21 protein-coding genes are annotated in these 23,386 nt (G+C 59.7%); 9 read left to right on the top strand and 12 right to left on the bottom strand.

Translation table 11 applies throughout. The annotated features are described in order from the left end of the window. Positions 1-43: 43 nt before the first annotated feature. Both folB and folK read left to right on the top strand, forming a co-directional pair. On the top strand, positions 44-397 hold the full coding sequence (gene folB / locus AB9N64_RS15020) for a dihydroneopterin aldolase (protein ID WP_014720186.1): 354 nt from the start codon (positions 44-46) through the stop codon (positions 395-397). Then, positions 388-906 carry a 2-amino-4-hydroxy-6-hydroxymethyldihydropteridine diphosphokinase gene (folK, locus tag AB9N64_RS15015; protein ID WP_014720185.1) on the top strand — a complete coding sequence of 173 codons (519 nt, stop codon included), beginning with the start codon at positions 388-390 and terminating at the stop codon, positions 904-906. Before folB ends, folK begins: the two co-directional genes overlap by 10 nt. Before the next feature lie 72 nt (positions 907-978). Here folK and AB9N64_RS15010 read toward each other — a convergent pair whose 3' ends face one another. The 11 genes from AB9N64_RS15010 to AB9N64_RS14960 all read right to left on the bottom strand — a co-directional run bounded on the left by AB9N64_RS15010 (position 979) and on the right by AB9N64_RS14960 (position 15,152). Continuing rightward, the gene (locus AB9N64_RS15010; RefSeq protein ID WP_019817356.1) at positions 979-2,211 is read right to left on the bottom strand and encodes a multifunctional CCA addition/repair protein; all 1,233 of its coding nucleotides are present in this window, start codon (positions 2,209-2,211) and stop codon (positions 979-981) included. Positions 2,212-2,274: 63 nt separating this feature from the next. Next, positions 2,275-3,840: a SpoVR family protein gene (locus tag AB9N64_RS15005; protein WP_003194736.1), complete on the bottom strand. Its 1,566-nt coding sequence runs from the start codon at positions 3,838-3,840 to the stop codon at positions 2,275-2,277. Next, on the bottom strand, positions 3,837-5,108 hold the full coding sequence (locus tag AB9N64_RS15000; protein WP_003194735.1) for a YeaH/YhbH family protein: 1,272 nt from the start codon (positions 5,106-5,108) through the stop codon (positions 3,837-3,839). Before AB9N64_RS15000 ends, AB9N64_RS15005 begins: the two co-directional genes overlap by 4 nt. Positions 5,109-5,221: 113 nt before the next feature. Continuing rightward, positions 5,222-7,144, bottom strand: a complete 1,923-nt coding sequence (locus tag AB9N64_RS14995; protein WP_003194732.1) for a PrkA family serine protein kinase — start codon at positions 7,142-7,144, stop codon at positions 5,222-5,224. A 285-nt stretch (positions 7,145-7,429) separates the two neighbouring features. Continuing rightward, positions 7,430-7,759 carry a thiosulfate sulfurtransferase GlpE gene (glpE, locus tag AB9N64_RS14990; RefSeq protein ID WP_014720183.1) on the bottom strand — a complete coding sequence of 110 codons (330 nt, stop codon included), beginning with the start codon at positions 7,757-7,759 and terminating at the stop codon, positions 7,430-7,432. 9 nt (positions 7,760-7,768) lie between these two features. Continuing rightward, positions 7,769-8,620, bottom strand: a complete 852-nt coding sequence (locus tag AB9N64_RS14985; RefSeq protein ID WP_014720182.1) for a symmetrical bis(5'-nucleosyl)-tetraphosphatase — start codon at positions 8,618-8,620, stop codon at positions 7,769-7,771. Next, on the bottom strand, positions 8,620-9,000 hold the full coding sequence (gene apaG, locus AB9N64_RS14980; RefSeq protein ID WP_003194726.1) for a Co2+/Mg2+ efflux protein ApaG: 381 nt from the start codon (positions 8,998-9,000) through the stop codon (positions 8,620-8,622). Before apaG ends, AB9N64_RS14985 begins: the two co-directional genes overlap by 1 nt. Before the next feature lie 237 nt (positions 9,001-9,237). Continuing rightward, the gene (rsmA, locus tag AB9N64_RS14975) at positions 9,238-10,050 is read right to left on the bottom strand and encodes a 16S rRNA (adenine(1518)-N(6)/adenine(1519)-N(6))-dimethyltransferase RsmA (protein WP_020302176.1); all 813 of its coding nucleotides are present in this window, start codon (positions 10,048-10,050) and stop codon (positions 9,238-9,240) included. Continuing rightward, the gene (gene pdxA, locus AB9N64_RS14970) at positions 10,047-11,036 is read right to left on the bottom strand and encodes a 4-hydroxythreonine-4-phosphate dehydrogenase PdxA (protein WP_003194722.1); all 990 of its coding nucleotides are present in this window, start codon (positions 11,034-11,036) and stop codon (positions 10,047-10,049) included. The genes rsmA and pdxA overlap by 4 nt, the downstream gene beginning before the upstream one ends. Then, positions 11,033-12,367 (bottom strand): peptidylprolyl isomerase, encoded by a 1,335-nt coding sequence (locus tag AB9N64_RS14965; protein ID WP_137271085.1) that lies wholly within the window; start codon positions 12,365-12,367, stop codon positions 11,033-11,035. The genes pdxA and AB9N64_RS14965 overlap by 4 nt, the downstream gene beginning before the upstream one ends. After that, positions 12,348-15,152 carry an LPS-assembly protein LptD gene (locus AB9N64_RS14960; RefSeq protein WP_371359498.1) on the bottom strand — a complete coding sequence of 935 codons (2,805 nt, stop codon included), beginning with the start codon at positions 15,150-15,152 and terminating at the stop codon, positions 12,348-12,350. Before AB9N64_RS14960 ends, AB9N64_RS14965 begins: the two co-directional genes overlap by 20 nt. Positions 15,153-15,282: 130 nt before the next feature. On the opposite strand from AB9N64_RS14960, the gene AB9N64_RS14955 reads away from it, so the two are divergent. From AB9N64_RS14955 to AB9N64_RS14945, 3 genes are read left to right on the top strand one after another with little or no spacing between them, the layout of a single operon-like run. Then, positions 15,283-16,308 carry an aminoglycoside phosphotransferase family protein gene (locus AB9N64_RS14955; protein WP_014720177.1) on the top strand — a complete coding sequence of 342 codons (1,026 nt, stop codon included), beginning with the start codon at positions 15,283-15,285 and terminating at the stop codon, positions 16,306-16,308. Further along, on the top strand, positions 16,305-16,979 hold the full coding sequence (gene murU, locus AB9N64_RS14950) for an N-acetylmuramate alpha-1-phosphate uridylyltransferase MurU (protein WP_371359497.1): 675 nt from the start codon (positions 16,305-16,307) through the stop codon (positions 16,977-16,979). The genes AB9N64_RS14955 and murU overlap by 4 nt, the downstream gene beginning before the upstream one ends. 1 nt (position 16,980) lies before the next feature. After that, positions 16,981-17,748: a TerB family tellurite resistance protein gene (locus AB9N64_RS14945; RefSeq protein ID WP_014720175.1), complete on the top strand. Its 768-nt coding sequence runs from the start codon at positions 16,981-16,983 to the stop codon at positions 17,746-17,748. A 76-nt stretch (positions 17,749-17,824) separates the two neighbouring features. Here AB9N64_RS14945 and AB9N64_RS14940 read toward each other — a convergent pair whose 3' ends face one another. Further along, the gene (locus AB9N64_RS14940) at positions 17,825-18,799 is read right to left on the bottom strand and encodes an alpha/beta hydrolase family protein (protein WP_371359496.1); all 975 of its coding nucleotides are present in this window, start codon (positions 18,797-18,799) and stop codon (positions 17,825-17,827) included. 213 nt (positions 18,800-19,012) lie between these two features. Here AB9N64_RS14940 and AB9N64_RS14935 point away from each other — a divergent pair, with 213 nt between their 5' ends. The 4 genes from AB9N64_RS14935 to trpE all read left to right on the top strand — a co-directional run bounded on the left by AB9N64_RS14935 (position 19,013) and on the right by trpE (position 23,283). Beyond that, a complete protein-coding gene (locus tag AB9N64_RS14935) occupies positions 19,013-20,161 on the top strand; it encodes an iron-containing alcohol dehydrogenase (protein ID WP_014720173.1) in 1,149 nt (382 codons plus the stop codon). 84 nt (positions 20,162-20,245) lie between these two features. Then, a complete protein-coding gene (gene rpe, locus AB9N64_RS14930; RefSeq protein WP_003194703.1) occupies positions 20,246-20,920 on the top strand; it encodes a ribulose-phosphate 3-epimerase in 675 nt (224 codons plus the stop codon). Beyond that, positions 20,917-21,735 carry a phosphoglycolate phosphatase gene (locus AB9N64_RS14925; RefSeq protein ID WP_014720172.1) on the top strand — a complete coding sequence of 273 codons (819 nt, stop codon included), beginning with the start codon at positions 20,917-20,919 and terminating at the stop codon, positions 21,733-21,735. The genes rpe and AB9N64_RS14925 overlap by 4 nt, the downstream gene beginning before the upstream one ends. Before the next feature lie 66 nt (positions 21,736-21,801). After that, the gene (gene trpE / locus AB9N64_RS14920) at positions 21,802-23,283 is read left to right on the top strand and encodes an anthranilate synthase component I (RefSeq protein ID WP_020302182.1); all 1,482 of its coding nucleotides are present in this window, start codon (positions 21,802-21,804) and stop codon (positions 23,281-23,283) included. The last annotated feature ends 103 nt before the right edge of the window (positions 23,284-23,386 follow it).

Here is a 23,386-nt window from a genome sequence, read left to right as displayed (position 1 = left end):
CTAACGGGGCATCGCGCCCTTGTCGTGCTGCGGAGAAAAGTGCTTGGACAGAGTGTTTATCGAAGGCCTGGAAGTCGACACCGTGATCGGGGCTTACGACTGGGAGCGCGGAATCCGGCAATGCCTGCGCCTGGACCTGAGCTTCGCCTGGGATAATCGCCCAGCTGCGGCAGGTGACGACCTGACCCTGGCACTGGATTACGCCAGGGTGTCTGCGCGTATCCAGGCCTTTGCCGAGCATTCCCAGTACCAACTGGTGGAAACCTTTGCCGAGCGTCTGGCCGAAGTGCTGATGAGTGAGTTCCAGATTCCCTGGCTGCACCTCAAGTTGACCAAGCCCGGCGCGGTACCGGCTGCCAAGGGCGTGGGCGTGGAGATCGAGCGCGGATGTCGTTGACTCAGGTTTACCTCGGGCTTGGCAGCAATATCGACCGCGAGGCTCGTCTATGCGCCGGCTTGGATGCGTTGGCGGGCTTCTTGACGGATATGCGCTGTTCGGCGGTGTTCGAAAGCCAGCCGGTGGGGATCAAAAGTGGGCCGTTTTTCAATCTGGTGGTGTCGGCTTATACCGACCTGCCGTTGATGGAACTCGATCGCCGGTTGAAATCCATCGAGGCCGACAACGGCCGCTACGCGCCCGACCGCAAAGGCCTGCCGCTGGATATCGATGTGTTGTTGTATGGCGATTGGGTGGGCAATTTCGATGGCTTGATCTTGCCGCGAGCCGAAATTCTGAAAAACGCCTTTGTGTTGTGGCCGCTGTCGATGATGGCGCCGGAGCGTCTGCACCCGGAGGCGGGCAAGACAATGGCCGAGTTGTGGCGAGACGCGCAAATTGATCAGGTATTGGCGCCTGTGGCGTTCGAGTGGCAGGGTCAGCCACTCACGCCACAAGCTCTTTTGTAGGAGCCGAGCGTGCTCGCGAAAAACCTGAGGGCGCTGCGTCATCGTTGAGGTTCTTCGCGAGCAAGCTCGCTCCTACAAGGGCTTTTGCTGTTCTTTGTAGGCTTTAAGCGCCTTGAGCCGTTCGCGCTTGAGCGCCTCGCCCAGTTCGGGGCCTTTGAAACCCTTTTCTAGCAGCGGCGCGACCGGCACTTCGCGTGCCACCTTTGCCGCTCCGCGCAAATAATCGGCCTGTGGATAACTGCGTTGCTCAAAACCCTCGCGGCCACGAGCGTCCATTTCGCAGGCCGCCACGAACTCTTCAAAGCGTTGCGGCCGACGGTACACGTCGAAGCTTTGCAGCAACTCCAGCAATGTCGAGGCCTTGAGTTCAAGCGCGCGATGCCCGTGAGTATGATATTGCCCCACCAGCAAGGCCAACTCCTGGCAATCCCTCGGCACCTTGAAACGCTCGTTCACCGCTTTGATCAGCTTCAAGCCGCGATGTTCGTGGGCAATGTGCTGCGGCAACTTATCCACAGGCGTCAGGCCTTTGCCCAGGTCGTGCAGCAGGCAGGCCCAGCGCACGCTCAGCGGTTGCTTGTGCAGGGCTGCTTGCTGCAGCACGCTCAAGGTATGCAAGCCGGTGTCTATTTCCGGGTGGTGAGCTGCGGGCTGCGGCACGCCGAACAGCGCATCCACCTCCGGCATCAAGGTTTTCAGTGCGTCGCAGTCACGCAGTACTTGGATAAATACCTGGGGTTGATCTTCCATCAGCGCCCGTGAGATTTCCTTCCAACTGCGCTCGGGGGTAAGGGCCTCCAACTCGCCGGACTCACTGAGTTGGCGCATTAATTCGAGGGTCTCAGGGGCGACTGTGAAGCCGAGAGGCGCATAGCGCGCGGCGAAACGCGCAACGCGTAGTACGCGGAGGGGATCTTCGGCGAACGCGGGAGAAACATGCCGTAAAAGACGCGCTTCAAGATCACGTTGTCCCTGATAAGGATCAGTCAGGTTACCCTCGTCATCCTCCGCCATGGCATTGATGGTCAGGTCACGCCGGATCAGGTCTTCTTCCAGCGTAACGTCGGGGCTCGCATGGAATATAAAGCCACCGTAACCCCGGCCATTCTTGCGTTCGGTGCGAGCGAGGGCGTATTCGTCACCGTTTTTCGGATCGAGAAACACCGGAAAATCGGCGCCCACCGGTTTATAACCCTTGGCGAGCATCTCTTCAGCCGTCGCGCCAACGACGACGCGGTCTATATCGGTGACCTCGATGCCCAGAAGGCGATCACGCACGGCGCCGCCGACTTTGTAGATTTTCATGAAAAAGCCTCCATTAGCGGCACAGGATAACGCCTGAGCCTGGCCAATGGAGGCTTTGCTGTTTCAGAGATGCACGACGGCCATGTCCAGGCGGCCATAGTCGTTGTCGTTATGATCGCTGCGCGGTGGTACATGGTGGGTCTTCATCACTTGGTCGCCCTGCAGGGTTTCCAAATGAATATCAAAACCCCAGAGCCGATGCAGGTGCTTGAGCACTTCCTCAGTGGATTCGCCCAAGGGTTTGCGGTCGTGTTGCTGGTGACGCAGGGTCAGCGAACGGTCGCCACGCACATCAATGCTGTAGATCTGAACGTTAGGCTCGCGGTTACCCAGGTTGTATTGCGCGGCCAGGGTTTCGCGAATGATGCGGTAGCCGGGTTCGTCGTGGATGGCAGGCACCACCAGGTCATCCTTGAGGTCGTCGTCCAGGATGCTGAACAACTTGAGGTCGCGGATCACCTGAGGCGACAGGTACTGCAGGATAAAACTCTCATCCTTGAAGCTGCTCATGGCGAACTTGATGGTCGATAGCCAGTCGCTGCCGGCGATTTCCGGGAACCAGCGGCGGTCTTCCTCCGTGGGGTGCTCGCACATGCGGCGGATATCGCGGTACATGGCAAAACCCAGTGCATAGGGGTTGATGCCGTTGTAGTACGGGCTGTCGAAGCCTGGCTGGAAGACCACGCTCGTATGGGACGTGAGGAACTCCATCATGAAGCCGTCAGTGACCAGGCCTTCGTCGTACAGGTCGTTCATCAGGGTGTAATGCCAGAAGGTTGCCCAGCCTTCGTTCATTACTTGGGTTTGGCGCTGGGGATAAAAATATTGCGCGATCTTGCGCACGATACGCACGATTTCGCGCTGCCAGGGCTCCAGCAGCGGTGCGTGCTTTTCGAGGAAATACAGGATGTTTTCCTGCGGTTCGGCGGGGAAGCGGGCATTGTCCTTGTCGCTGTTCTTGTCGGCGCGCTTGGGGATGGTGCGCCACAGGTCGTTGATCTGTTTCTGCAGGTGCTCCTCGCGCTCCTTCTGGCGCAGGCGTTCCTCTTCGGCGGAAATAGGATAGGGACGCTTATAGCGATCGACCCCATAATTCATCAGCGCGTGGCAGGAGTCCAACAGGTCTTCCACCGCATCGATACCGTGGCGCTCCTCGCACTGCATGATGTATTGCTTGGCGAACACCAGGTAATCAATGATCGAACTGGCATCGGTCCAGGTGCGAAACAGGTAGTTGCCCTTGAAGAAACTGTTATGCCCATAGCAGGCATGGGCCACTACCAGCGCCTGCATGCAGATGGTGTTTTCTTCCATCAGGTACGCGATGCACGGGTCGGAGTTGATCACGATCTCGTAGGCCAGGCCCATCTGGCCGCGTGTGTAGGACTTCTCGGTACTGAGAAAGTGTTTCCCGTAGGACCAATGGTGATAGCCCAGGGGCATGCCCACCGAGGCATAGGCATCCATCATCTGTTCAGCGGTGATGACTTCTATCTGATTGGGATAGGTGTCCAAGGCATAACCCGCCGCGATACGGCTGATTTCCCGGTCATAGGCCTGGATCAGTTCGAAGGTCCACTCGGAACCGGTGGAAATGGGTTGGCGCTTGTTCTCTTTTTTGGCGGTCATGTCACTAACCTGCGCTGGAAGAGTTCACGGAAGACCGGGTAGATATCGCCGGCCGAGACCAGTTGCTGCTGGGCGAACGTGTCGGCAAAGGCTTCGCCGATGCGCTCGTATTCGAACCACAGGGCCTGGTGCTCACGGGGGGTGATTTCGACGTAAGTGTAGTACTGCACGAACGGCATGATCTGGTTGATCAAAATGTCCCGGCAGATCGGCGAGTCGTCGTTCCAGTTGTCGCCGTCAGAGGCTTGGGCGGCGTAGATGTTCCACTCGTTGGCGGGGTAGCGCTCGGCCATGATCTCCTGCATCAGCTTCAGTGCGCTGGAAACAATGGTGCCGCCAGTTTCCCGCGAGTAGAAAAACTCCTCTTCGTCCACCTCTCGCGCGCTGGTGTGATGGCGGATGAACACTACGTCAATCTTGTCGTAGTTCCGTTTCAGGAACAGGTACAGCAGGATAAAGAAGCGCTTGGCGATGTCCTTGGTGGCCTGGGTCATGGAGCCGGAAACGTCCATCAGGCAGAACATCACCGCCTTGGAGCTGGGGTTGGGTTGCTTGACCAGCAGGTTGTATTTCAAGTCAAAGGTATCGAGGAACGGCACGCGGTGGATGCGCGCGCTGAGTTTTTCGATTTCCGCCTCGATTTCCTGGATATCGCCGAAGTTATCCGGTTCTTCGCGCTTCAAGCGTGCCAACTCTTCCTTGGCCTGCTTGAGTTTGGCGCGGCTGCTGCCGGAGAGGGCGATACGCCGTGCGTGGGCTGAACGCAGGGTGCGGATGATGTTGATGCGCGACGGGTTGCCCTCGTTGCTGATCCCTGCACGTACGGTCTTGAAGGTATCGGTGCCGGTCAGGTTGCGTTTGACGAGGTTGGGCAGTTCGAGGTCTTCGAACATGAATTCGAGGAATTCTTCCTGAGTGATCTGGAATACGAATTCATCCATGCCTTCGCCAGAGTTGCCGGCTTTGCCCGGGCCTTTGCCGCCGCCACCGCCTTGTGGGCGCTGGATATGTTCGCCAGTGGTGAATTCCTTGTTACCCGGGTGCACCACGGTCTGTTTGCCGCCGCGGCCATGGTGAAGTACCGGTTCGTCGATGTCCCGTCCGGGAATGCTGATTTGTTCGCCATGCTCCATGTCGGTGATGGAACGGCGGCTGACGGCCTCTTCTACCGCCTTTTTGATGTGGTCACGGTAACGCCGCAGGAAACGCTGGCGGTTTACCGTGCTCTTGTTCTTGCCATTGAGGCGTCGGTCGATCACATAGCTCATGGGGAGCCCTCCGGGCAGCTTCACGTTACAAGCTTCAAGCCGCGGGCTGGAAGCTTAGAGACAAGCGGTCAACTGCCAGGCCGGATGCCTGGCAGTGCGCGCTTGCCGCTGCCTTACTGCGATTTGCGAACCCGCAGGTACCACTCGGAGAGCAGTCGTACCTGTTTGTCGGTGTAGCCTCGCTCGACCATGCGTGTGACGAAGTCGTTGTGTTTTTGCTGATCCTCCTTGCTGGCCTTGGCGTTGAAGCTGATGACGGGCAGCAGGTCCTCGGTGTTGGAGAACATTTTCTTCTCGATGACCACCCGCAGCTTCTCGTAGCTGAGCCAAGTGGGGTTCTTGCCGTTGTTGTTGGCACGGGCGCGCAGTACGAAATTGACGATTTCGTTGCGGAAGTCCTTCGGATTGCTGATGCCGGCGGGTTTCTCGATTTTTTCCAATTCTTCGTTGAGGGCCACGCGATTGAGGATTTCGCCGGTTTCCGGGTCGCGGTATTCCTGATCCTGGATCCAGAAATCGGCGTACAGGACGTAGCGGTCGAAAATGTTCTGGCCGTATTCGCTGTAGGACTCCAGGTAAGCGGTCTGGATTTCCTTGCCGATGAACTCGATGTAGCGCGGCGCCAGGTATTCCTTGAGGAAGCGCAGGTAGCGCTCACGAGTTTCGGCCTGGAATTGCTCCTGTTCAATCTGTTGTTCCAGCACATAGAGCAAGTGCACCGGGTTGGCGGCAATCTCGTGGGGATCGAAGTTGAAGACCTTGGACAAGATCTTGAACGCAAAGCGCGTCGACAGACCGTTCATGCCCTCGTCCACACCGGCTGTATCACGGTATTCCTGGATCGACTTAGCCTTGGGATCGGTGTCCTTGAGGTTTTCGCCGTCGTAGACGCGCATCTTCGAATAGATATTGGAGTTCTCCGGCTCCTTGAGGCGCGACAGTACGGTGAACTGGGCAAGCATTTTCAAGGTGTCGGGGGCGCAATGGGCCTTGGCCAGGGAGCTGTTGAACAGCAGTTTGTCGTAAATCTTGATTTCGTCACTGACCCGCAGGCAGTACGGCACCTTGACGATATAGATCCGGTCGATGAAGGCTTCGTTGTTCTTGTTATTGCGGAAGGTATGCCATTCCGATTCGTTGGAGTGAGCCAGCAAGATCCCGGTAAATGGAATCGCCCCCAGGCCTTCGGTACTGTTGTAGTTACCTTCCTGGGTAGCGGTGAGCAGTGGGTGCAGCACCTTGATCGGTGCCTTGAACATCTCCACGAACTCCATCAGGCCCTGGTTGGCCCGGCACAATGCGCCCGAATAGCTGTAGGCATCGGCATCGTTCTGCGGAAACTCTTCCAGTTTGCGGATATCGACCTTGCCCACCAGTGCCGAAATGTCCTGATTGTTTTCATCGCCGGGTTCGGTCTTGGCCACGCCGATCTGGTTGAGGATCGACGGGTAGAGTTTCACCACCCGGAACTGGCTGATATCACCGCCGAACTCGGCCAGGCGCTTGGTGGCCCAGGGCGACATGATGGTGTTGAGGTAGCGCCGCGGGATACCGAAGTCTTCCTCGAGGATCGCGCCATCTTCCGTGGCGTTGAACAGGCCCAGGGGCGACTCGAAGACGGGCGAGCCCTTGATCGCATAGAAGGGCACCTTCTCGATCAATTGCTTGAGCTTTTCCGCCAGGGACGATTTGCCGCCGCCGACCGGGCCGAGCAAATAGAGGATCTGCTTCTTCTCTTCCAGGCCTTGGGCGGCATGGCGGAAGTAGGAAACGATCTGGTCGATGCATTCTTCCATCCCATGGAAGTCTTCAAAGGCCGGATAGCGGCGGATCACCTTGTTGGAAAATATCCGCGACAGGCGCGAATTATTGGCGGTTTCCACCAGTTCTGGCTCGCCAATCGCCAATAGCAAGCGTTCGGCGGCAGAAGCGTAGGTGCTGCGGTCCTGTTTGCACAGCTCGAGATACTCCTGAAGCGTGAGTTCTTCCTGCTGTGTGGACGCGAAGCGTTGTTGGAAGTGGCTAAAGATACTCATGACGTCGTCACCTCGCTCGATACGTGGAGCCGACGCCGGATCAATCAGTCGATGCTGGCAGTCATTGACGCACGCCAATGGCTGTTTTCCCCCCAGAACACCCTGAAACGCTACCGATGACCCGTACGCCGGTGTACCGGCTCTCCCCTGATTCGGATGGCCTGCGCTTAAGGATAGTTCGGAATCCGGGAGGTCAAGGCGCGATGCGCAATTAGTTTAGCCGCGCCGTTCGTCAGAAACGGCGCAAGCCCAAGCGTCACGCGGGGTAGCGGGGTGTGAAAAAAATTATTGCGAATCGCCCGAGGAAATTTCCGCGGGATAGGTCGTACGCCACAGCTCAAACCCGCCGTCCAGGCTGTAGACGTCAGAGAAACCCTGGCTGATCAGATACGCGGCTGCACTCTGGCTGGAATTGCCGTGGTAGCAGGCGACGATCAGCGGTGCATCGAGGTCGGCGGCGCGGATGAAGTCGGCGATGTTGACGTTGTCCAAGTGCTGGGCGCCGGTGATGTGAGCGGCGGCATAAGTAGGCTGGTCGCGGATGTCGACGACTACGGCACCTTGCTCGCGCAGGGTCTGTGCTTCTTGGGGAGGGATACGTTTGAATTCGGTCATGGCGGGCTCCTATTGCTTGGCGGTGGCCGGCAGGGTAATGGAAAGGGGCGATTCGCACTGGCAGTCGAGGCGCTTGCCCGTGTCGATGTTCATCAGGGTCATGGCACCGCCCCACACGCAACCGGTGTCGAGGGCGAACACGCCGGGTTCATCGCACTTGCCTTCCAGCGCGGCCCAGTGGCCAAAGATGATCTTTGTGTCTCGGGTCTTGCGTTCCTTGTAGGCGAACCAGGGCTTGTAGCCGGGCAGGGCGGTGTCGGCGCCTTCCTTGCTTTTGAGGTCCAGTTTGCCTTCGGCCGTGCAGAAGCGCATCCGCGTGAAGTAGTTGGTGATGACTCGCAGGCGGGCCACGCCGGTGAGGTCGTTGTCCCACTTCACTGGGTCGTTGCCGTACATGCCGTCGAGGTAAGCGGTGTACAGGTTGTCATCAGCCAATGCACTTTCAACTTCGGCGGCGCACTTGAGGGCTTTTTTCAGCGTCCACTGCGGCGGGATACCGGCATGCACCAAGGCCATGTTGCGATCCTCGTCGTAGTGCATGAGTTTTTGCCGGCGCAGCCAGTCGAGCAGTTGAGCGCGGTCTGGGGCTTCGAGAATTTCCCGCAGGGTGTCGCCTTTTTTGAGGCGCTCGATATTGTTGCCGGCCGCAAGCAGATGCAGGTCATGGTTGCCCAGCACGCATACCAAGGAATCACGCAGGCCATAGAGGTAGCGCAGGGTTTCCAGGGACTGTGGGCCCCGGTTAACCAAGTCTCCCACCAACCACAAGCGATCATTTGCCGGGTCGAAGGCTACGCGCTCCAGCAGGCGCTTGAGAGGGTCCAGGCAGCCTTGCAGGTCGCCGACCGCGTACGTTGCCATCAGTGCAGGGCTCCTGGCACAGCCAGGCGGAAGGGCTTGATGATTGCATCGAACAGTTGGCCGTCGGTGGCCTTCATTTGATACGAGCCTTGCATGGTGCCGACCTTGGAGGTCATTACCGTGCCGCTGCTATAAGTGTGGCTGGCGCCGCTGTCGATCAACGGTTGCTGGCCGACAACGCCTGCCCCGCGCACTTCCTCGACCTGGCCGTCGCCATCGGTGATGACCCAGTGGCGCGACAGCAGCTTGGCCGGCACCAGCCCGTTGTTCTTCACTGTAATGGTGTAGGCAAAGGCGAAGCGGTTATGTTCGGGTTGCGACTGGTCCGCCAGGAAGCGGGTGACGACGCTGACGTCTATCTGATAGCGAGGATCGGACATGCAAGAGGCCTTAAAAGCGAAGGGCAGCAGATGCGGGTCAGTCTAGGCCAAGAGGTGGGCACTAGGCCAGACATGCTGTCTGGGCTCTTGAACTTGATGAAACGACTCTATCAACGTAACGCGGTTGAACCTGTGGGAGCGGGCTTGCTCGCGAATGCGGTGCGTCAGTCAACTGATCTATAACTGATCCACCGCATTCGCGAGCAAGCCCGCTCCCACATTGGAGGGTGTTGAACCCTATTGCGCTGTTGGCGCTGGCTGGATGGCAAGCTGGTCAGCCAGGCGCACGAACGCGGCCAGGTCCAGTTGCTCGGGGCGCAGGCCGCCGTCGACGCCGGCGGCTTCGATTTCAGCATTGCTCAGCAGGGCTTTGAGTGTGTTACGCAAGGTCTTGCGGCGTTGGTTGAACGCTTCGCGTACCACACGTTCCAGCAGTTTGTGATCCTTGGCCGGGTGCGGCAGTACGGCATGCGGCACCAGGCGCACGATGGCTGAATCGACCTTCGGTGGCGGGTTGAACGCGCCCGGGCCGACGTTGAACAGGTGCTCTACGCGGCAGTGATACTGGACCATGATCGACAAGCGGCCCCAGTCACCACCGCCAGGGCCTGCGGCCAGGCGCTCCACCACTTCCTTTTGCAGCATGAAGTGCATGTCGCGGATGATCCCGGCGTTGTTCAGCAGGTGAAAAATCAGCGGCGTGGAGATGTTGTACGGCAGGTTACCCACCACCCGCAGGCTGTTGGGCGCAGCGCCAAGGCTGTTGAAGTCGAACTTCAGCGCGTCGCCCTGGTGCAGGTTGAAGTTGGTTTTGCCGGCGAACTGCTGGTTGAGGATCGGGATCAGGTCCTTGTCCAGTTCCACGACGTCCAGTTGCCCGCCGCTGGCCAGCAGGCCCTGGGTCAGCGCGCCCTGGCCTGGGCCGATTTCCAGCAGGCGGTCTTCTGGCTTGGCATGGATGGAGCGCAGGATGCGATCGATTACGCCAGCGTCATGCAGGAAGTTCTGCCCGAAGCGCTTGCGCGCCCGGTGTTGGTAATGCTCAGTCATATACGGGTCTCGGCCATCTGATAGGCGGTTTCCAGGGCCACGTGCAGGCTGCCGGTATCGATCTTGCCGCTGCCTGCGAGGTCCAGGGCGGTGCCATGGTCGACGGAAGTGCGGATGATCGGCAGGCCCAGTGTCACGTTGACTGCGGCGCCGAAGCCTTTGTATTTCAGCACGGGCAGCCCCTGGTCGTGGTACATCGCCAGCACTGCGTCGCAGTGCTCCAGATATTTGGGGGTGAACAGAGTGTCTGCAGGCAATGGGCCGCGTAGGTCCATGCCTTCTTGGCGCAGGCGCTCTAATGTCGGTTCAATGATGTCGATTTCTTCATGGCCCAAGTGGCCGCCTTCACCGGCGTGGGGGTTAAGCCCACAGACCAGGATACGCGGTTGGGCAATGCCGAATTTGTGTTGCAGGTCGCTGTGCAGGATGCGCGTGACACGCTCCACACGCTCGGCAGTGATGGCATCGGCGATTTCACGCAGCGGCAAGTGGGTGGTCACCAGCGCCACACGCAGGCCGCGGGTGGCGAGCATCATCACCACTTGAGCGGTATGGGTCAGTTCCGCGAGGAATTCGGTATGGCCGGAAAAGGCGATACCGGATTCGTTGATCACACCTTTGTGCACCGGCGCGGTAATCATGCCGGCGAAGTCGCCGTCGATGCAGCCTTGGCCCGCACGGGTCAACGTCTCCAGCACAAATGCCGCGTTGGCCGTATTCAACTGCCCTGCAACCACTTTGGCTTGCAGCGGGGTGTCCCACACATACAGGCTGCCGGCGGGGGCCGGCAGGTCGGGCCAGTTGCCCGGCGCCACGTCCAGCAGGTTGACGGCCACACCCAGTTGCGCGGCCCGCTCAAGGAGCAGGTCGCGGCTGGTAATGGCAATCAGGGGGTGTGGCTGGGGTTGCGAGGCGAGCAGCAGGCACAGGTCTGGACCAATGCCGGCTGGCTCGCCGGGTGTCACCGCGAAACGCTGGGGTTTCACTGGGGTGCCTGGTCGGTGCCTGTTTGCTCGGCGCCTGGCAGCTTGTTCTCTACATACGCTTCGTCACGGATCTGACGCAGCCAGGTTTGCAGCTCTTCGTCGTATTTGCGGTTACGCAGTACGCTCAGGGCTTGCTGCTCGCGGGCCTGGGTGGTGTTGTCCGTGGCGCGACGGCCAAGCACTTCCAGCACATGCCAGCCGTACTGAGTCTTGAACGGCTTGGACAATACGCCTTGCGGTGTCTCGGCCATAACCTGCTGGAACTCAGGCACCAGAGCTTTCGGGTCGATCCAGTTCAGGTCGCCGCCGTTAAGGGCAGAACCTGGGTCTTCCGAGAAGCTTTTAGCCAGGGTGGCGAAGTCTTCACCGCTTTCAATGCGGTCGTAGATCTTCTGGGCCAGTTCCTTGGTTTGTGCCTCAGTGCGGATTTCGCTCGGTTTGACCAGGATGTGACGAACATGGACTTCGTCTTTCAGCGAAGTCTCGCCACCGCGACGTTCCAGCAGCTTCAGGATGATGAAGCCACCCGGGGTGCGGGCTGGCTGGGTAATGCCACCGACTTCCATGGCGCTCAATTCGCGATCAAACGGAGGTGGCAATTGAGCGGCTTTACGCCAGCCCATGTCACCGCCTTCGAGGGCGTTGTCGCTGCCGGACTGAGCAATGGCCATCTGGGCAAAATCTGCACCCGCTTTGAGGCGCTCATAGATCGCCTGGGTTTTAGCGGCGGCGGCATTAAGCTGCTCAGAGTTGGCTCCGTCCGGGGTTGGGATCAGGATATTGGCCAAGTGCAACTCTTCGGAGAGCTGCATCTTGCCCAGGTCCGAGGCCAGGAAGTTCTTCACTTCCTGCTCGGACACCTGAACCCGCTCGGCCACACGGCGCTGGCGCACACGGCTGATGATCATTTCGCGCTTGATCTGGTCACGGGCGTCCTCGTAGGACAAACCATCGCGAGCCAGGGCGGCGCGGAACTGATCAATGCTCATGTTGTTACGCTGGGCGATGGTGCCAACGGCCTGGTTCAATTCTTCGTCTGAAATACGGATGCCAGAACGGTCGCCAATCTGCAATTGCAGGTTCTCGACGATCAGACGCTCCAGCACCTGGGGTTCCAGGACGCTGCTCGGTGGCACACCACCGCCACGCTTGGCGATGGTTTGCTGAACTTCCTTGACCCGTTGGTCCAGCTGGCTCTGCATGATCACGTCGTTGTCGACGATGGCCGCTACTTTATCCAGCTGTTGAACCGCGGCGTGTGCCGAAACAGTACCCAGGAACAGCGCGCCCAGCACTAGCGGGCGCAAACACTCAGAAAGCTTTGTCTTCACGTTCACGATAACCTTCAATGCCTTTGTCGAGGAAGCTCTCTACCTTGGCGCCGGTCAGGCCGCCGAGTCCTTTAAGGACGATCTGGAAGAAGAGCCCGTGGTCACCCTTTTCGTTCTGAGGGGCGAGCTGCGTGTATTCGTCGTTGGAAACCCAGTAACGGTTGATGACGCGCAGTTTCCAGCAGCAGTTGTCGTACTCGAAACCACCGAAGGCTTCCAGGGTACGGTTGCGGGCATAGTCGTACTGCCAGCGGGTGATCAGGTTCCACTGAGGAACAATCGGCCACATCATCGAGAAGTCGTGTTGTTGGATTTTGTAGTAATCCTTCACGAAATCTTTGTCACCTTCCTGGCCAAAGTCGCCGCCAAACTGCCATTTGCCGGTCAGCTGGTTGTAGACAACCTGGTCGTTGCGATAGCGGTAGCCCAGGTTGACGACCTTGTTCGGATTGTCTTCCGGCTGGTAGTGGAACATTGCGCTGCCGGAGCGAGGACTATGGGTCTCGGTATCCCAGTTGTAGTCGGCTGTGGCGCGCCAGTCGCGGTTGAAGCGGAACTCGTACTCCAGTGCAACAGGAGATACGTTCGAGTGCGCATCATCACGTGTCTTGGCATCTACCCCTGGCAATTGAACTTCGCGATCCTTGAAGTACATCGCTTGACCAATCGATGCACGCTGACGTTCGAAGCCATTTTCTTCGATCCAACGGCTGGTAAGCCCAAAGGACAGCTTGTTCTCGTCACCGATACGGTCAGAACCACTGAAACGGTTATCCCGGAACAGCGAGGAGTAGCTGAAAGAGTTTTCGCTGGTGTCGAAGACCGGGATGTCACTTTGGTCTTTGTTCGGCACGTAGAGGTAGAACGCGCGAGGTTCGAGGGTCTGGTTGTAGTCTTTGCCGAACCAATTGGTCGTGCGGTCGAAGTACAGGCCGCTGTCGATGCTGGCAATAGGCACAGAACGATCTTGTGAGCTGTTAAATGTCTGGCCAGCCTTGGCCATTTGATCTTTACCTTTACCATCAAGATCCAAATCATACTTGGTATAGACGTACTTCAACTTCGGCGTGATAAAGCCGTAGCTCCAGTTCATCGGGTAAGAGACAGCTGGAGCAACGTTCAGACGGGTACCGTTTGCACGGGTCAAACCTGTTACGTTGTCATCCAGACGCTTTTCACCGAGAAGGCCCGTTACAGGATCGAACGGGCCGCCATCTTTGTCGAGCACTCTGCCGCTACGCAGGTCACGATCAAACCTGACTGCTTCGGTCTCATAAGAGAAGTTCAGCCCCGCCGGTTGAAACGGGAGCGTACCGTTAAAGGTGATCTGCGGTAGTCGATCATATGGCGTGATTTGGGAAATCGTCGCCAACTGGTACGACTGCAAGTTCACGGCAGCCTGGTAGCTGTCGCCACGGTAGCTCACGGTACCCTGTTGGTTCAGGAAGTCCTGGCTCTGAACGCCTTCCTGATAGGACTTCAAATCCTGGAAATAGAACGGATCACTGATCTTGGTGTAATCAACCAAGGTCGTCAGACGCGAATCCAACCCACCCTTATGCTGCCAATTGAGCATATAGCGGGTTTTTTCGTAATCAGTCTGCTTCTTGCGCTCGTCATTATCGTCGTTGAGGTACGCCCCACCAAACTGCCCTTCACTCGACTTGGTCAGATAGCGGAACTCGCCTTCCATCAACAAGCCACGTTTAGTCATGTACTGCGGGTACAACGTGGCATCGTAGTTCGGCGCCAGGTTGAAGTAGTACGGTGTTACCAGCGTAAAGCCAGTTTCCCCACCGGTGCTGAAGCTCGGCGGCAGGAAGCCGGATTGGCGACGGTCGTCGATCGGGAAGTAGATGTACGGGGTGTACAGGATCGGGATGTTCTTGACGCGCAACGTCGCGTTGGTCGCCGTACCGAAACCGGTGGCCGGGTTCAACGTGATGTTGTTGCCCTTGAGCTGCCAGGCGTTGCTGTCCGGCTCGCAGGTGGTGTACGTACCGTCCTTGAGACGGATGATCGCATTCTCTGCACGCTTGGCGTACAGCGCGTTACCGCGGATGCGTGACTTGTGCATCACGTATTCGGCGTTATCGATCTGGGCGGCGCCGGTGTCGAGCTGGACTTGAGCGTGGTCACCCACGATCAGGGCGCCGTTGTCGCGCAGGCGCACCTTGCCATTTAGTTCGCCACGGTTCTCAGCCTGGTACAGGCTGGCTTCGTCCGCTTCCAGTTGCATGCTGCCTTGGCGCATGACCACGTCACCGGCCAGGGTAGCGACTTGCTGCTCCTGCTCGTAACGCGAGACCTTGGCGCCGATGAAGGTCGGCGCATCGCTCTTGTTCGTCTTGTCGTTCATGCCAGGACGAGTCGGCTCGATGTACGCGCCGCCGCAGTAAGGGCCGGTTTCGGCCAACTGTGCTGCGGTCAGCTTGTCGCGAGGTACCCAGTCCAGGTGGCTGTAGTCGGCGCTGCGCGAGCGCAGGCCACGGCCCTTGGCTTCGGTGACCAGCATGGTCTTGGGCTCGGCGTCGACGCTGCCGCCAGCTTTGCCTTGCGGCGTGCTGTTGGCCGAGCTGACGGCAGCACCGTCATGCACCGGGCGCGGTGGCAATGGGGCGGCGGCCGTCTTCGACGCACAATCCCAGGCACCCGAAGCAGAGACTGAGCAGTCATACTGTTCCGCGGCGACCACGAATGAGGTGGCGAAAGGTTGCAAGGCCAGCAGACTGCCGGTTACCAGCAACGGAAATTTTCTACGAAACGCGGGGGATTTCAATGCCATCTTATTAGTCCGGGCTTCCTGCGTGCCATCTGCCCGCGGTTTGGGCCGCACGCCTCTCGATGGTCTGAAAAAGATGCGTGATAATAAAGCATGCCCCGCTTGACGGCTAGCGCCGTCGGAGACCCTTGTAATGCCCGAGCACGATCTACGTTTACAACAGCTGGAAGTCTGGCTGGATGAGCAGTTGCCGATTCTTTTCAACGCTCAGGACTGGGGCCCCGTGCCCCCGGCCACATTGACCGCGGCCAGCAGCGACGCGAGTTTCAGGCGTTACTTCCGATGGGAGGGCGGTGCCCATACGTTCGTCGTCATGGACGCGCCACCCCCCCAGGAAAACTGCAAACCTTTCGTCGATATTGCGCATTTGCTCGCGAAATCGGGAATAAATGTGCCAAAAATTTATGCAGAAGATTTGCCCCGTGGCTTTCTTTTGCTCAATGACCTAGGCACAAAAACCTATCTGGACGTGATTGACGGTGAAAATGCCGACCAATTATTTGCCGATGCCATCGACGCGCTGCTGGCTTTCCAGCAATTGCCGATGGATGCACCGTTGCCCAGCTATGACGTGGCTTTATTGCGTCGCGAGCTGGAACTGTTCCCGGAATGGTATGTGCGCCGTCACTTGGGCATCGACCTCGACCCTGAGCAACAAGCCCTCTGGCAACGTGCCAGCCAGCAGTTGATCGACAGCGCCCTGGCCCAGCCCAAGGTGCTGGTGCACCGCGACTACATGCCGCGCAACCTGATGATCAGTGAGCCAAGCCCTGGCGTGCTGGATTTCCAGGACGCGGTCTACGGCCCGGTGACCTATGACATCACCTGCCTGTTCAAGGACGCCTTCCTCAGTTGGCCCCAGGCCCGCGTGCGCGAATGGCAGCGTGGCTATTGGCAGCGTGCCGGACAGTTGGGGATTCCAGTACAGGACGACTTTGAGGAGTTCCTGCGTGCCAGCGACCTGATGGGCGTGCAGCGTCACCTCAAGGTTATCGGCATCTTTTCGCGTATCTGCCACCGCGACGGCAAACCACGCTACCTGGCCGACGTGCCGCGTTTCTTTGCTTATATAGAAGCGGTGCTGGCCGACCGACCCGAGTTGAGTGACCTGGGCGAGTTACTCGCCAGCCTGCGCGAACCTGCCGAGGCCAGCGTATGAAGGCGATGATCCTGGCGGCGGGCAAGGGCGAGCGCATGCGTCCGCTCACCCTGCATACGCCCAAGCCGCTGGTGCAAGCCGGCGGCAAGCGGCTGATTGAGTATCACCTTGAAGCCTTGGCGAAGGCCGGCTTTACCGAGATCGTGATCAACCACGCCTGGCTCGGCGAGCAGATCGAAAGCTACCTGGGCGACGGTGCCCAATTCGGTCTGCGCATCCGCTACTCGCCGGAGGGTGAACTGCTGGAAACGGGGGGTGGGATATTCCAGGCGTTGCCGCTGCTGGGCGACGAACCGTTTCTGGTGGTCAATGGCGATATATGGACCGACTACGATTTCATCCAGCTCAAGCAGCCGATCCGGGGCCTGGCGCACTTGGTGATGGTCGACAACCCAGCACACCACCCCTCGGGCGGGGATTTCTACCTGGATCACGGTGTGCTTCATGATGCCGCGCCCGGTGCCGATAACCTGACCTTCAGTGGCATTTCAGTGCTCGACCCTAAATTGTTCGCGGGTTGCAGCGCCGGTGCCTTCAAGCTGGCCCCGCTGTTGCGCGAGGCCATGGCCAAAGGTTTGGTAACGGGGGAGCACATGGCAGGACGCTGGGTGGATGTAGGGACGCTGGAGCGATTGGCGCAGGTCGAAACCTTGCTGACAGCGGGGCAGTAGGATGTTGTGGCCAGGGACGCTGATCGGCGCCGGGGCTGGCTTTGCCATTGCCAGTATCCCGGGGGCTCTGTTGGGGGCATTGCTGGGGCAGGCGCTGGATCGCCGTCTGCAACTGCACAGTTGGGCGCAGTTGCGTGAACGCTTGGGTGGGCGCCCGGCCTTGCGCAACGACGAACTGTTGTTTGTGCTGCTGGGACGCCTGGCCAAGAGTAATGGCCGGGTTGTCGACGGACATATCCAGCAAGCGCGCCAGGAGATGCGCGCACTGGACATGAGTGAGCCGGCCCAGCGCCGCGCGATCAGCGCCTTCAACCGTGGCAAGTCCGGCAGCGACCGGGTTCGCCGTTACCTGCGGGTGCTCAAGACGCAGCCCCATGCGGCGGAAGGCGTGCTGCGCGCCTGTTGGCGCATGGCGTGGGCGGACGGTCGAGCGGATGCTGCCGAGCGCGACCTGATCGACCAGTGGGGCAAGTGGTTGGGCTGGACGCCACAGCAGCTTCAGGCATTGGCGACCGATTACGCGCCGGAGCGCAAGCCATTGGCCAATCGTGGCGGTGCCTATCAGGAGGCGTTGCGTATCCTGGGGGTGACGGCAACCACTGAGCCTTCGGTGATCAAGCGCGCCTACCGCCGCCTGCTCAGCCGTCACCATCCGGACAAGATCGCCGGCACGGGTGCCAGCCCCGCGCAAGTGCGGGAGGCGACCGAACGAACCCGAGAGTTGCATAACGCCTATGCGCTGATTCGCGAGCGGCGGGATTTTCGTTGAGACTATCGCCACTCAACGCCATGTGGGAGGGGGCTTGCCCCTGCCACATCGTTGTGCGACATGGTCGACTATGTGATCAGTCTGCGCTGCCCTTCGGGCTCAGCCACCCGCGAACCCTGCGGTACAACTGCTCTTGCTCCGCCGCGCTATTGCCGGGTAACGCCGTGAGCGACACCTGCTTATAGCTGTCATTCTTCGAGCGCTTGGCCGCCTGGAGTCGCTCCAGGGCGTTCTTGCGATCCTGGGCGCCCTCTTGATAGAACACATCCGCCGCGGGCACCTTCAAGGCCGGCGCCAGTTGTTGCAGGTCCGGTTGGCGAGCCGCAGGCGTCTTGCCGGCCACCATCACCAACCTCTGCACCTGGGAGGGTTGTTTCTCGCTGAGGTAGCGTGCCGCCCACCAGGCCCCGGTACCATGGCCGAGCAACACCACACTGCGGGCGCTTTGGGTCTGGGCGAAGGCGACGGCGGCGTCGATACGGTCGAAGATGCGCTTGGCGTCGGTCTTGTCCTGCTCATCCGCCCCCGGCACCACCGCCGGGTCAGTGCCTTCGGCCTCGGCACTGGCGGCCTGTTCGACCGGCTTGGCAGCGGTGCTGCCTTCCTTGCTGCTGGTATCGACCGCCGCTTTCGGCGGTTCGATGAGCCGTGGCGGCAGGGTGTCCACACTGACGTCAGGCAATGACAGGCTGAGGGTACCCCAGGCGGCGTCCGGTAACTTGCGCCGCAGAGGCGCGATGGCCTGCGGCCAGTCCGCGTTCTCCCCGGCACCTGGTATGAGAATCACCACACCCTCGGCTTCGGCGCTGTTGGCGGGTTTCCATAGCGCCAGGAACGAATCGCTACCAGCTTGCAATTGCTGTTGCTCCTGCTGCGGCACCTGCCGTTCGAGCGCACTGGCTTCTTGCTGGCTACGCTCGGGCAAGGCCTGGCGTTCAGCCGGTTTTTCGACGGCAGGCGAGGGTGCATCCTCGGCCTGAACAGGCAAGACGCTGGTAAACAGCAGTGACAGGCACAATGCTGGCAGTGCCGAACGGTGAAGAAAAAGCATCGTTGATTCCCGGCCAGAAGTGATTCCAGCAGCCTAATGGGTTGGTCGGTATTTGTCAGGGGTATGAGGCGCGGTTCTCGCTACCGACAGGCTATCGGCGGTTTGTTAGCTGTCTTGATGGTCGCGGCGCGGCCATTCAACCAATGAATGGCAGACAACACGCCAGGGGCAGCTATTCTTGTGCCAGCCCATCATTCATAAGAGGCCGCGCACATGAGTACTTCCTCATTCAAGATCGCCCACAAACTGCTGACCGGTGCAGGTGCCATCGAACAACTGGCTGCCGAACTCACGCGCCTGGATGTGGATAACCCACTGATCGTCACTGACGCCGCGCTGGTCCAGTCCGGTACCGTGGCGCTGGCCTTGGAGCATCTGGGTGATCGAGCCTACGAAATCTTCGACCGCGTGCTGCCCGATCCGGAAATTGCCATCGTCGAAGACTGCATGCGTGCGTACCGCGAAGGGGGGCATGACGGCCTGATCGGTGTGGGCGGCGGCAGTGCCATCGACATCGCCAAGAGCGTGGCGGCCTATGCCGGTTATCACGGCGCGCTGGCGGACTTGTTTGGCGTCGATCAGGTGCCGCGCAAAGGCCCGCCGTTGATCGCCATCCCCACCACGGCCGGTACCGGCTCGGAGGTGACCAATGTGGCGATACTGTCCGACAAGGCTGCACAGCTGAAAAAAGGCATCGTCAGCGATTACTTGCTGCCGGATGTCGCGCTGATCAGCCCGCAAATGACCTTGACCTGCCCGCGAGGTGTCACGGCCGCCAGTGGCGTGGACGCCTTGGTGCATGCCATCGAGTCCTACCTGTCGCTGCATGCCTCGCCGATTACCGACGCCCTGGCCATCGGTGCGATCAGATTGATTGCCAGCGCGTTGCCCAAGGCTTACGCCAACCCGGCCAACCTGCAGGCCCGTGACGACATGGCCACCGCCAGCCTGATGGCCGGCATGGCCTTTGGCAACGCGGGCGTCGGTGCCGTGCATGCGCTGGCGTACCCGTTGGGTGGGCGCTTCAATATTGCCCATGGCGTCAGTAATGCGCTGTTGCTGCCGTATGTCATGCACTGGAACAAATTGGCCTGCGTCGAGCGTATGCAGGACATCGCCCAGGCCATGGGCGTCAATATCGCCGGGCTGAGTGTGAATGACGCTGCCGACCAGGCTGTAGAGGCGATGACGCGGTTATGTGCGGCAGTGGAGATCCCGTCCGGCCTGCGCAGTTTCGGCGTGCCCGAGGACGCCATCCCGGCCATGGCCAGCGAAGCTGCAGGCATTGAACGCTTGATGCGTAACAACCCGCGCAAGCTCAGCGCCGCCGATATCGAAAAAATCTACCGGGCAGCTTACTAACCGTTGAGATAGGTCACGGTGCGCGCAGCAAAGCATGAGGTATACAATGCGCGCCATCGTGATTTAGCTCAAAAAAGGTGCGTCATGCAGCCCTTCGTCATTGCTCCATCGATTCTCTCTGCCGACTTCGCCCGCCTGGGTGAGGAAGTGGACAAGGTGTTGGCCGCCGGTGCCGACTTCGTGCACTTCGATGTCATGGACAACCACTACGTACCCAACCTGACCATCGGCCCGATGGTGTGCGCCGCGTTGCGCAAGTACGGCATCACCGCGCCGATTGATGCGCACCTGATGGTCAGTCCGGTAGACCGTATCGTCGGTGACTTCATCGAGGCGGGTGCGACTTACATCACCTTCCACCCGGAAGCTACATTGCACGTTGACCGCACCTTGCAACTGATCCGCGAAGGCGGCTGCAAGGCGGGCCTGGTATTCAACCCGGCCACTCCGCTGAGCGTGCTTGAGTACGTGATGGACAAGGTCGACATGGTCTTGCTGATGAGCGTCAACCCAGGCTTCGGCGGGCAGAAGTTCATCCCTGGCACCTTGAACAAGCTGCGTGAGGCCCGTGCGCTGATTGATGCGTCGGGGCGTGACATTCGCCTGGAGATTGACGGCGGCGTTAACGTCAACAATATCCGTGAGATCGCCGCAGCGGGTGCCGATACCTTCGTGGCCGGCTCGGCGATTTTCAATGCCCCGGACTACCAGGCCGTCATTGACAAGATGCGTGCCGAACTGGCGCTGGCGCGTCCATGAGCGGTTTTGAGCAGTTGTTCCCCGGCAAATTGCCACGGCTGGTGATGTTCGATCTGGACGGTACCTTGATCGACTCGGTGCCCGACCTGGCGGCCGCGGTGGACCAGATGCTGCTCAAGCTGGGGCGCAAACCGGCAGGCATCGAGTCAGTGCGCAAGTGGGTCGGCAATGGCGCGCCGATGTTGGTGCGCCGGGCCCTGGCCAACGACATCGATGCCACGGGCGTGGATGAGGTCGAGGCAGAACATGCCTTGGAGCTGTTCAATGCCGCTTACGAAAGCAGCCACGAACTGACCGTGGTTTACCCCGGCGTGCGTGACACCCTCAAGTGGTTGAGCAAGCAGGGCGTGGAAATGGCCCTGATCACCAACAAGCCGGAGCGCTTCGTTGCGCCGTTGTTGGACCAGATGAAAATCGGGCGCTATTTCCGCTGGATTATCGGCGGCGATACCTTGCCGCAGAAAAAACCAGACCCTGCGGCCCTGTTTTTCGTAATGAAAATGGCCAATATTCCGGCGTCTCAGTCGCTGTTTGTCGGCGATTCGCGCAGTGATGTGTTGGCGGCTAAAGCGGCGGGCGTGCAGTGCGTGGCCTTGAGTTATGGTTACAACCATGGCCGGCCGATTGCGGAGGAGTCCCCCGCTCTGGTCATTGATGACCTGCGACTGCTAATCCCCGGTTGCTTGGGCGCGGGCGCTGAGATAACGTTGCCCGACATTGATTCGTCCCCTTCTGGAAATTCCATCGTGGTGGTCACTCGCAAACTCTGGATGAAAGTCATCAAGGCCCTGGCCCGCTGGCGTTGGCGCGCCTGACTGATCCAGGCCGCGTGTGCGGCACGTTTGCCTACCTGACTTGACCCTCACACCACGAGGCACCTCATGACCCGCGAAGAATTCCTGCGTTTGGCCGCTGCCGGCTACAACCGTATCCCCATGGCTTGCGAAACCCTGGCCGACTTCGATACGCCGCTGTCGATCTACCTGAAGCTGGCCGATGAGCCCAACTCTTACCTGCTTGAGTCGGTACAAGGCGGCGAGAAGTGGGGCCGTTACTCGATCATTGGCCTGCCATGCCGCACGGTGCTGCGGGTGCACGACCATCATGTGAGCATCACCCATGACGGCGTGGAGATCGAAAGCCATGACGTAGAAGACCCGCTGGCCTTTGTCGAAACCTTCAAGGCGCGCTACAACGTGCCGACCATTGCTGGCCTGCCGCGCTTCAATGGCGGTCTGGTGGGGTACTTCGGCTATGACTGCGTGCGCTATGTGGAAAAACGCCTGGGCAAATGCCCGAACCCGGACCCGCTGGGGGTGCCGGACATTTTGCTGATGGTGTCCGACGCGGTGGTGGTGTTCGACAACCTCGCCGGCAAGATGCATGCGATTGTCCTCGCTGACCCCGCCCAGGCTGATGCCTTCGAACAAGGCCAGGCCAACCTGGAAGCGTTGCTGGAAAAACTTCGCCAGCCGATCACCCCGCGTCGCGGCCTGGACCTCAGCCGCCCCCCCGCGGCCGACCCGGTGTTCCGCTCCAGCTTTACCCAGGATGACTACGAGCGCGCCGTCGATACCATCAAGGAATACATCCTTGCCGGTGACTGCATGCAAGTGGTGCCGTCGCAACGCATGTCCATCGACTTCAAGGCGGCACCGATTGACCTGTACCGCGCACTGCGTTGCTTCAACCCGACGCCGTATATGTACTTCTTCAACTTCGGCGACTTCCACGTCGTGGGCAGTTCGCCGGAAGTGCTGGTGCGGGTTGAAGACAACCTGATCACCGTGCGCCCGATTGCCGGCACGCGCCCCCGAGGGGCGACCGAAGAAGCCGACGTGGCGCTGGAAGAAGACCTGCTCAGCGACGAAAAGGAAATTGCCGAACACCTGATGCTGATCGACCTGGGGCGCAATGACACCGGGCGTGTCTCGGAAATCGGCTCGGTGAAACTGACCGAGAAGATGGTCATCGAACGGTATTCCAATGTGATGCATATCGTGTCCAACGTCACCGGCGAGCTGAAGGCCGGGCTGACGGCGATGGACGCCCTGCGAGCGATTTTGCCGGCGGGCACATTGTCGGGGGCGCCGAAGATCCGTGCGATGGAAATTATCGACGAACTGGAGCCGGTCAAGCGCGGTGTCTATGGCGGCGCCGTCGGGTATTTCGCCTGGAACGGCAATATGGATACCGCCATTGCGATCCGCACGGCGGTGATCAAGAACGGCGAGCTGCATGTGCAAGCTGGTGGCGGGATTGTGGCAGACTCGGTGCCGGCCCTTGAATGGGAAGAAACCCTCAACAAGCGTCGGGCGATGTTCCGTGCCGTGGCATTGGCAGAGCAAACTCCACAAGACTAAAGCTGGAATAAAAAATGTGGGAGCGGGCTTGCTCGCGAATACAGAGTGTCAGTCGATACATGTGTGACTGATACACCGTATTCGCGAGCAAGCCCGCTCCCAC

Origin of the sequence: Pseudomonas sp. KT_2_4 (assembly GCF_041410225.1) — a bacterium.
GTDB lineage: Bacteria > Pseudomonadota > Gammaproteobacteria > Pseudomonadales > Pseudomonadaceae > Aquipseudomonas > Aquipseudomonas paracarnis.
Note: the sequence above shows the minus strand (reverse complement) of the source record. Positions and strands in the feature narration are given on the sequence as shown.